General features: G+C 73.2%; 11 protein-coding genes. 2 read left to right on the top strand and 9 right to left on the bottom strand.

What is annotated here, in order from left to right; translation table 11 throughout:
• The first annotated feature begins 301 nt into the window (after window positions 1-301).
• Both KS423_RS29765 and KS423_RS29760 read left to right on the top strand, forming a co-directional pair.
• The gene (locus KS423_RS29765; protein ID WP_224282874.1) at window positions 302-1,384 is read left to right on the top strand and encodes a nitrous oxide reductase family maturation protein NosD; all 1,083 of its coding nucleotides are present in this window, start codon (window positions 302-304) and stop codon (window positions 1,382-1,384) included.
• A 59-nt stretch (window positions 1,385-1,443) separates the two neighbouring features.
• Complete coding sequence (locus KS423_RS29760; RefSeq protein WP_224282873.1) at window positions 1,444-2,478, top strand: methyltransferase; 1,035 nt, start codon at window positions 1,444-1,446, stop codon at window positions 2,476-2,478.
• Window positions 2,479-2,551: 73 nt separating this feature from the next.
• Here the strand turns inward: KS423_RS29760 and KS423_RS29755 are convergent, their stop codons facing one another.
• From KS423_RS29755 to KS423_RS29715, 9 genes are all read right to left on the bottom strand, one after another.
• The gene (locus tag KS423_RS29755; RefSeq protein ID WP_308020265.1) at window positions 2,552-3,292 is read right to left on the bottom strand and encodes a class F sortase; all 741 of its coding nucleotides are present in this window, start codon (window positions 3,290-3,292) and stop codon (window positions 2,552-2,554) included.
• A gap of 103 nt (window positions 3,293-3,395) precedes the next feature.
• Entirely contained in the window at window positions 3,396-4,229 is an 834-nt protein-coding gene (locus KS423_RS29750; protein ID WP_224282872.1) for a hypothetical protein, read from the bottom strand.
• Between the two features lie 71 nt (window positions 4,230-4,300).
• Window positions 4,301-4,630, bottom strand: coding sequence for a TcmI family type II polyketide cyclase (locus KS423_RS29745; RefSeq protein ID WP_224282871.1), 330 nt, complete (start codon window positions 4,628-4,630; stop codon window positions 4,301-4,303).
• Entirely contained in the window at window positions 4,627-5,082 is a 456-nt protein-coding gene (locus KS423_RS29740) for an SRPBCC family protein (RefSeq protein WP_224282870.1), read from the bottom strand. Before KS423_RS29740 ends, KS423_RS29745 begins: the two co-directional genes overlap by 4 nt.
• 1 nt (window position 5,083) lies before the next feature.
• Window positions 5,084-5,344, bottom strand: coding sequence for an acyl carrier protein (locus tag KS423_RS29735; protein WP_224282869.1), 261 nt, complete (start codon window positions 5,342-5,344; stop codon window positions 5,084-5,086).
• A 31-nt stretch (window positions 5,345-5,375) separates the two neighbouring features.
• Window positions 5,376-6,614, bottom strand: a complete 1,239-nt coding sequence (locus KS423_RS29730) for a beta-ketoacyl synthase N-terminal-like domain-containing protein (protein ID WP_224282868.1) — start codon at window positions 6,612-6,614, stop codon at window positions 5,376-5,378.
• A gap of 5 nt (window positions 6,615-6,619) precedes the next feature.
• Window positions 6,620-7,876: a beta-ketoacyl synthase gene (locus tag KS423_RS29725; RefSeq protein ID WP_224282867.1), complete on the bottom strand. Its 1,257-nt coding sequence runs from the start codon at window positions 7,874-7,876 to the stop codon at window positions 6,620-6,622.
• The gene (locus tag KS423_RS29720; protein WP_224282866.1) at window positions 7,873-8,298 is read right to left on the bottom strand and encodes a cupin domain-containing protein; all 426 of its coding nucleotides are present in this window, start codon (window positions 8,296-8,298) and stop codon (window positions 7,873-7,875) included. Before KS423_RS29720 ends, KS423_RS29725 begins: the two co-directional genes overlap by 4 nt.
• Window positions 8,299-8,334: 36 nt before the next feature.
• Window positions 8,335-9,124, bottom strand: a 790-nt coding sequence (locus KS423_RS29715; protein WP_308020264.1) for a SchA/CurD-like domain-containing protein, incomplete at its 5' end; no start/stop codon positions are given.

The raw sequence follows: 9,124 nt of genomic DNA, 5'->3' as shown, positions 1-9,124 counted from the left end.
ACGCCCGCCCCGAGCCGCGCCCGACCACCCGCCCCGCGCCGTCCCGGCCACCCGTCGCACGCCACGCCCGACCATCCACCACCGCGCCACGCCGAGCGACTCGCCTCCGGTCGACGCGCCGTCAGTCCCGCAGCCCAGCTCTGGTGGCGGGCCCACCCGGCCGCCCGTACGGTCGACACGGCCGCACCCACCAGCCGTCACCGCCCGCGCACAGCGCGTCAGCCCACACCGCTGGACCGTGCGGGAGACCACGACACCAGCACGTATTCCGTGCGCGCCGAAAGAAAACAGGTCACCGCTCATGCCCACGCGACGGGTCCACCACCTGGCCGCGGCCACTGCCGCCGCCACCGCCCTGACCACCGCCCTTGCCGCGCTGGCCGCCGCCCCGGCGGCCCGCGCCGACATCGGCGACCGGCTGCACTTCGTCCGGCCCGGCCAATCGATTCAGCGGGCCGTCGACGCCGCCCGGCCCGGCGACATCCTCCAGCTGCTCCCCGGCACCTACCGGGGCAGCGTCCGCATCACCACCCCCGGCCTCACCCTGCGCGGCTCCGGCGCGGACAGTGTGATCACCCCCGGGGCCGACACCGAGAACGCCTGCGCCACCGCCGGGCACGGCATCTGCGTGGTCGGCACCGAGGAGCACCCGCTGTCCGGCATCACCGTCGACAGCCTCGCCGTCACCGGCTTCCGCAAGAACGGCATCGACGCCAGCGGCACCACCGGCCTGACCGTCAGCGGTACCTACGTCCACGGCAACGCCCAACAGGGCATCAGCCAGGAGATGTCCACCCGGGCCGTCATCCGCGGCAACCACTCGACCGACAACGGCCAGTCCGGCGTCTTCCTCGCCAACTACGCCTACCGCGAGGGCGGCTCTCCCGACACCGGCGGCACCGTGGTCGAGGGCAACCAGCTGACCGGCAACCGGATCGGCGTCACCGTCCGCCGGCTGCGCGGGCTGGCCGTCCAGGACAACGGGATCAGCGGCAACTGCGCCGGTGTCGTCGTGGTCGGCGACGAAGGCGTACCCCGCGCCGGGGACCTCGACGTCCGGCACAACACCGTCGTCGCCAACAACAAGTTCTGTCCGGCCAACCCGCGCCTGGGCGCCATGCAGGGCGCCGGGATCGTGCTCACCGGTACCGAGGACACCCGGGTGACCGACAACGAGGTCCGCGACAACACGGGCACCTCGGACTTCTCCGGCGGCATCGTGCTCTTCAAGAGTGTCGTCGGCGCCCCCAACGCCCGCGCCGTGATCACCGACAACCGCCTGAGCGGCAACGGCCCGGCCGACCTCGCCGACCGCGACAGCGGCGCCGGCAACACCTTCGCCCGCAACACCTGCGAGCGCTCCGAGCCGGCCGGTCGCTGCTGATCCCCGGCCCCCTCGCCCCCGCCGCCCCAGGAACTCCCAAGGACCCGAGGAATCCAGCCATGACCACCGCACCCGCCCACACCAGTCCCCAGGCCGCGATGCGCCTGCGCGAGCTCGTCTTCGGAGCCGCCTGCGCCGCCGCCGTCCGCGCGGCCGCCCGGCTCGGCGTCGCCGACGCGCTCGGCGACACCCCGGCGACCGTCACCGACCTCGCCGCCGTACTCGACACCGAGCCCCGACAGCTGCGCCGCCTGCTGCGCGCGCTCACCTGCTACGGGATCTTCGTGGAGAGCGGCGACGACCGCTTCGAGCACACCGAGATGTCCCGGCTGCTGAGGGAGGACGCCCCCAACTCGCTGCGCTACATCTCCCTCTGGTGCACCGAGCCGTGGACCTGGGAGGCCTGGCCGAGACTGGACGAGGCGGTCCGCTCCGGCCGCAACGTCTTCCCCGAGCTGTTCGGCAAGGAGTTCTTCGACTACCTGCACAGCGACGCGGGTGACTCGGCGAAGGTCTTCGACAAGGCGATGACCACCTCCAGCCGGCAGTCCGCCGAGGACTTCGCCGAGTACCTGGACCTCACCGGCATCGACTCGGTGGCCGACATCGGCGGCGGCCAGGGCCACGTGCTGGCAAGCCTGCTGGAGAAGCATCCCGCGCTGCACGGCACCCTGCTCGACCTGCCCAAGGTGGTGGCCGGGGCCGACCCCCGGCTCCAGAAGGGCGGCGCCTTCTCCGCCCGGGCCCGACTGGTGCCGGGAGACTGCCGGGTGGAGATCCCGGTCCGTGCCGACCTCTACATCATCAAGAACATCCTGGAGTGGGACGACGACAGCACCCGCCGCACCCTCACCAACGTGGTGAAGGCGGGCGGCTCCGGCGCCCGCGTCGTGGTGGTGGAGAACCTGGTCGACAACAGCCCCTCGATGCGCTTCACCACGGCCATGGATCTGATGCTGATGCTCAACGTGGGGGGCGCCAAGCACTCCGAGGAGAGCATGGTCGGGCTGATGGCGGAGGCCGGGCTGACGGTCGTCGCGGTCCGCCCTGTCAACCCCTACCTGCACGCCTTCGAGGCCACCGTGAACGGCTGAACCGCCGCCGTACGCACGGACGACCGCCGGTCCCCCGATTCACGGGGGCCGGCGGTCGTCCGCGTCAGCCGGGTCAGGCCTTGTGCGAGGACTCCAGGTGCGCGAAGACCACCACGTTGTCCAGGTAGTCCCGGCGCTTCTTGTCGTAGGCGCCGCCGCAGGTGATCAGCCGCAGCTGGGCGTCCGGCACCTTGCCGTACACCTTCTGGTCGGGGAAGGCGTCCTTGGCGAAAGTCTCCACCGAGTCCACCGAGAACACCGCGACCGTGCCGTCCATACGGTTGACCTCGACCTTGTTGCCCGGCCGCAGCAGCTTCAGCAGCAGGAACACTGCCGGGCCCTTGGCGGTGTCCACGTGCCCGGCGACGATCGCGCTGCCGCGCTCGCCCGGGGTGACGCCGTCCCGGTACCAGCCGACCAGGTTCTTGTCGTCCGGTGGCGGCGCGTTGAGCCGACCGGCCGGGTCCAGGGTCAGCTCGGTGAACGGCGCGTCCACGGCGATCTGCGGGATCCGCAGCCGGGTCGGCTGGGCGCGCCCCAGCACCGGCACCTGCGGCACGGCTGCCGGTGCTGCCGGTGCTGCTGGTGCTGCTGGTGCTGCCGGGGCAGCCGGGGCAGCCGGGACCGGGTGCGCGGCATCCGGCGGCCCGGGGACGACCGGTGCGGCGACAGCCGGGGGAACCGGCTGGCTCTCCGCCCGGTTGGTGCCCGGCCCGGTGTCCACCGAGTTGAAGATCAGCAGTAGTCCGACCGCTGTCGCGCCCATCCCCGCGCGCAGCAGCCGGGGAATTCCAGTGGCGGAACCGTCCGTCATTCCTGTCCTCCGCTCAACCGGTTCCACGACGGGCCCGCCGCCCCCGGCTCGCCCGCCCCGTCTGGGGTGGCGCCCGGAGGCGGCGGGAGCAGGACGTCAGGCGTCAGACGACCGCGCCGGAGGTGCGGCGGCCGCGGCGAAGGGCGTACGCGCCGACTCCGAGGCCACCGAGCAGCAGCACCGCGCCGGAGGCGAGGCCGCCGCCGGTCGACGCCGTACCGCCGCCACCGGCGTGCACGCCGCCGTGCGGGGACTTGTTGTCCTCGCCCCGGCCTTCGTTGCCCCGGCCTTCGTTCCCTCGGCCTTCGTTGCCCCGGCCTTCGTTGCCCCGGCCTTCGTCGCCTCGGCCTTCGTTGCCCCGGCCTTCGTTGCCCCGGCCTTCGTTCCCTCGGCCTTCGTTCCCTCGGCCTTCGTTGCCCCGGCCTTCGTTGCCCCGGCCTTCGTTGCCCCGGCCTTCGTTCCCTCGGCCTTCGTTGCCTCGGCCTTCATTGCCTCGGCCCTCGTTGCCCCGGCCCTCGTCGGAGCCCTTGTGCTCGTTGCCGCCCTTGTGCTCGTCGTCGCCCCCGGAGTTTTCGGACTTCTCCTGCCAGGTGAGGTTCTTGTCCTGGGTTGGGGCGCCGTCGGCGAATGCCATGGGGGTACCGACGGCCAGGACGGCGGCGACGGCCGCCCCGGTGAGCAGCGTGCGTGTAGGACGCATGAGGATGATCCTTCCGGCGCGCAGGACCGCGACCGCCGGCACGATGCCGGACAAAGGGACCCGCGGAGGAGGCGCCTGATTTACCGTCACCCACTGCGCGGCCGCCTGCCACCGGAGCGTGGCTGTGGCGGCACGGAGCGTGCGCCAGTTGGGTGGAGTCCTGGGCGTGTTCACTCGGGTGCCGGGCGCGATCCGGGTGAATCCGATCCGCTCCGCGGCTGGTCGCGGGGCGTCCACGGGCCGGAGCGCACACATGGGCCCGCCCCCGGCGCACTGCCGGGGGCGGGCCCATCGGGGAGCCGCCGGATTCAGCGGTCCCAGCGGTAGAACTCCCGCGCCATCGCGTCCTTCGGCTCCCGCCAGGTGGCCGGGTCGTACGCCTGCACGTAGGCGGTCAGACGGTCGCTGACGGTCCGGAACTCGGGGTGCCCGACGACCTTGGCGACGGCCGGGCCCGGCGGGCGGTCGGCCTCGATCAGATGCAGGTAGACGTCGCCGAACTGGAAGAGGCTGCGGCCGGTGACACCGATCAGGTGCGGCAGCTCGCCCTGGTCCGACTCGGCGAACACCTCGGCGATGTCCGGCGCGGCCTCGGGCTTCATCCGGGCGACGATCAGCGCCCGGTGGACGCCGGTCACAGCTCCGCCGCCCGCTTCTCGACCTTCTCCCGGATCAGCTGCATCTGGACCTTCGAGTTCCGGTTGATGTGCTTGACCATGCCGGCAGTGTCGACCGGGGCGGTCGGCTTCATCGCGAAGTCCTGGATCCAGCGCATCTTCGTGCCGGCCGGCACCTCCGTGTACTCCCAGCGGATCTCCATGAACTCGAACGGGCCGGGCTCGACCCGGCGGGCGCGCACCGAGAGCGCGTCCCGGTCGGTCTCCCGCTCGGAGACCCAGCTCCACACCTGGCCGTTCTCGTCCGGGTGCATGGTGAGCCGGAACCGGACGAGGTCGCCCTGCCGGTCCAGCACCTCCACCGAGGCGTACTCGCTGAACAGCTGTGGCCAGTTCTCCAGGTCGTTGGTGATCTCCCAGGCCAGGTCGAGCGGGGCGGCGATGACGATCTCGTTGTCGGTGTGTCCGGGCATCTCAGGCACCAGCCTTCGCGGTGAGGGAGGAGTTGACCAGTTGCAGGAACTCGACCGGGGTCTTGGCCGACTCGGCGCCCGAGGTGACCTTGAGGCCGTGCCGGTTCTCCAGCTCGCCGACCACGCCGAGCAGGCCGAGCGAGTCGATGCCGAACGCCTCGAACTCCGCGCCCGGCCGCGCCAGGTCGCCCGGGTCGACGGCGACCCCGGCCCGGGCCTGGAGCAGGGCGGCGAGCTCGGGATAGTTGAGGGTGTTGTTCACAGGGTGTCCCTTCGAAGGTGTGACGGGTGGTTCAGGGTTGCGCGCGGCGGAGCACCAGCGCGGAGTTGGAGCCCATCAGCCCGCGGCTGAGCACCAGCGCGGTGTTCAGCTCGGCCGGGCGGGCACGGTCGGTCACCAGGGAGAGGTCGTGGCAGACCTTGGTGACGTTGGGGGTGGGCGGCACCAGGCCGTCCTCCATGGCCAGTACGGCGGCTGCCACGTCGAGCATCGGGGCGCCGCAATAGGCCCGTCCCGTACCGGTCTTGGGTGCGGTGACCGGGACCTGCTCGGCGGTCGGGCCGAGCGCGTCGGCCAGCGCCAGGGCCTCGGCCCGGTCGGCGTCCGGCACCCCGAGGGCGTCCGCGAAGACCACGTCGATCTCCTCGGGCACGACGCGGGCCTCGTCCAGCGCGATCCGGATCGCGGCCGCCAGTCCCTCCCGGGACTCCGCCCAGCGGGAGGCCCCGGTGAAGGTGGCGGCGTGCCCGGCCAGCAGCGCCCGGACGTTGGCGCCGCGCAGGCGGGCCGTCCGTTCGTCCTCCAGCATCAGCATCGCGCCGCCCTCGGCGGGGGAGAACCCGCAGGCCTGCTCGGTGAACGGCAGGTACGCGCGCTCGGCGTGCTCGGCCAGGCTGAGCTCGGGGTAGCCGAGCTGGCAGACCATCGAGTACGGCGCCAGCGGGGCCTCGGCGGCGCCGACCACCACCGCGTCGGTGCCGCGCTCGATCGACCGGGCGGCGTGGGCGAGGGCGTCCAGCCCGCCGGCCTCGTCGCTGGCGACCACCCCGCACGGTCCCTTGTAGCCGCCCCGGATCGAGATCTGGCCGGTGCTGGCCGCGTAGAACCAGGCGATGGACTGGTACGGGCCGACGAACTTCGGCCCCTGGCCCCAGAGTTGTTGGAGCTCGCGCTGGCCGAACTCGCCGCCGCCGGAGCCGGCCGCGGTCACCACGCCGACCGCGAAGGGCTCTTCCGGGTCGGGCCGGAACCCGGCGTCCGCGACGGCCAGGTCGGCGGCGGCCATCGCGTAGTGCGTGAACCGGTCGGTCTGCACCAGGAAGCGGTTGTCGATCGCCGACTGCGGGTCGAACCCGTTCACCTGGCCTGCGATCCTGAGCGGCAGCCCCGTGCAGCCCTCGCGGGATATCCGGTCGAGGACGCTCACGCCCTGCCTGGTGGCCTTCCAGAAGGCGTCGGCCCCGACCCCGTTCGGAGCCACCACGCCGAGGCCGGTGACCGCGGCCCGGCGGCCCTGCTGACGTGACGTCATGGAACTCACCCCGTTCTGTTGAGCACGACGGCGGACTGGAATCCGCCGAATCCGCTACCGACCGAGAGGATGTGGCTCAGCGGCAGCTCGCGCGCGGTGCGCGGCACGTAGTCGAGGTCGCACTCCGGGTCGGGAGTCTCGTAGTTGGCGGTCGGCGGCACCACGCCGTGGGCGAGCGCCAGGGTGCAGGCGACGACCTCGATGGCGCCGATGGCGCCGAGCGAGTGCCCGACCATCGACTTGATCGAGCTCATCGGAGTGCCGAAGGCGTGCCCGCCGAGCGATCGCTTGACCGCGGCGGTCTCGTGCCGGTCGTTCTGCTTGGTGCCCGAGCCGTGCGCGTTGACGTAGTCCACCTCGGTGCGGTCCACCCGGGCGTGGGCGAGCGCGTGGTCGATCGCCCGGGACATCTCCAGCCCCTCCTTGGTGAGGCCGGTCATGTGGTAGGCGTTGCCGAAGGTGGCGAAGCCGCCGATCTCGCCGTAGATCCGGGCGCCGCGGCGGCGGGCGTGCTCCAGCTCCTCCAGCACCAGGACGGCGCCGCCCTCGCCGAGCACGAAGCCGTCCCGGCCGGCGTCGAAGGGGCGGGAGGCGTGCTGCGGGTCGTCGTTGCGTTCGCTGGTGGCCTTGATGGCGTCGAAGCAGGCGACGGTGATCGGCGAGATCGGGGAGTCGGAGGCGCCGGCGACGCAGATGTCGGCGCGCCCCTCCTCGACCGCCTGGAAGCCGTAGCCGATCGCGTCCAGGCCGGAGGTGCAGCCGGTGGAGACGGTCTGCACCGGGCCGTGCGCGCCGGTCCGCTCCGCGACCGCGGAGGCCAGCGTGCTGGGCGCGAAGGCCCGGTGCAGCTGCGGCTCGGCCTGCCGGTGGTCCACGTCCCAGCGGGCGCCGGCCGAGCTCACCAGGGCGTAGTCGTGCTCCAGCCGGGTGGTGCCGCCGACGGCGGTGCCGAGCGAGACGGCGATCCGCCACGGGTCCTCGGCGGCCAGGTCCAGGCCGGCGTCGGCGATCGCCTCGTCGGCCGCGACCATTGCGAACTGCACGTAGCGGTCGGCCCGTTGGATCTCCTCCGGGCCCAGCCCGTGGGCCGCCGGGTCGAAGTCGACCTCGGCGGCGATCCGGGAACGGAACCCGGTGGGGTCGAAGAGCGTGATGCCCCGGGTCGCGGTGCGGCCGGAGGTCAGCAGGTCCCAGAACGCCGGGACACCGACCCCGCCGGGTGCGACCACGCCGATCCCGGTGACGGCGACGCGCCGGGTCACGAGCGCACCTTGGCGTGTTCCGGCGGCCCGGAGGCCGCGGTCCCCTCGGTGCTCACGTGACCGAGGTCGGGGCGCGGGGCGAGCGGGCCGAGGTGGAAGACCATCCGGGCCTCGGTGTCGCCGACGTTGCGGAAGCGGTGGCGCATGTTGATCGGGATCATCAGACCCTGGTCCGGCTTGAGCGGCCGGGGCTCCCCGTCCAGGTCGACCTCCAGGTCGCCGCAGACGACGAACACGAACTCCTCGGAGTACGGGTGGTAGTGCTCGCCGATCCGCTCGCCGGGTCTGACGATCGCCAGGCCCATGAAGCCGCTGGTCGCGCCGCAGGTGGTCGGGGTGAGCATGGTGCGCAGCTCGGCGCCGTGGCGGCGGTTCTCCGGCGCTTCGTGGACGCTGACGATCCGTGGGTACTGCGTGGTCATGGTGGGCTCCTCCGGTGGCCGTGAGGTGGTGGAACGTCAGTTGTTGATCGGGTCGGCGGAACGGCGGTCGGTGACCGGGTTCATGGCGCGGGCGGCGAGGAAGGCGCCGAGCCCGGGGGCGGTGCGCAGGTCGCCCTGCGGGCCGAGGTCGAGCAGCCCCGCGAGTGCGGCCGCCTGCCGGTCGTCGGCCACGCCCAGGGCGGCCGCCGGGTCGGCCTCGGCCGGCACCCGGAGGTCGACCAGGCGCACCACCACGTCCTCGCGGTGGAAGACGGTGGCCGCGGCGACCGGCCCGGTCGGGTCGGCGGTGGCCAGGTTGTCGTGCTCGGCCAGCAGTTCGGCAACGGCCTGCCCGTGGCCCGGACGGACCGGGTAGAGCACGGCGTGCCGGTGCAGCCGGGCGGTGTTGGGGGAGCTGGCGATCGCCTGGTGCCGGGCGGGCAGCGCGGCCTTGGCGAAGAAGGCCCGGGCGGCCTGCGGGTCGCCCAGCTGGCGGGCCTCCTCCAGGTGCGGGTTGAGCGCCTCCTCGACGGCCCGCACCTCGGGCTGCATCGCCACGTGGCGCAGCGCGTCGCCGAGGTCACCGATCACCTCGACGGCGCGGACCACCCGGTTGCCGAGCATGAACAGCGAGGTGCGGCGCAGCCGGGTGCGCTCGTCCACCTCGGCCCGGGGGGAGGCGTAGCCGGAGAGGATGCGGGCCACCTCGGGCTCGCTGCCCGGCTTGACGGTGAAGGTCAGCGCGTGGCGGACCACGCCGTCCGGGCCCGGGTCGGCCTTGGGCGGGCCGGCGTGGCCGGCCGGGGCGGTGCGCGGCAGGCCGGGC

Origin of the sequence: Streptomyces sp. LS1784, from assembly GCF_020103755.1 — a bacterium.
GTDB lineage: Bacteria > Actinomycetota > Actinomycetes > Streptomycetales > Streptomycetaceae > Kitasatospora.
Note: the sequence above shows the minus strand (reverse complement) of the source record. Positions and strands in the feature narration are given on the sequence as shown.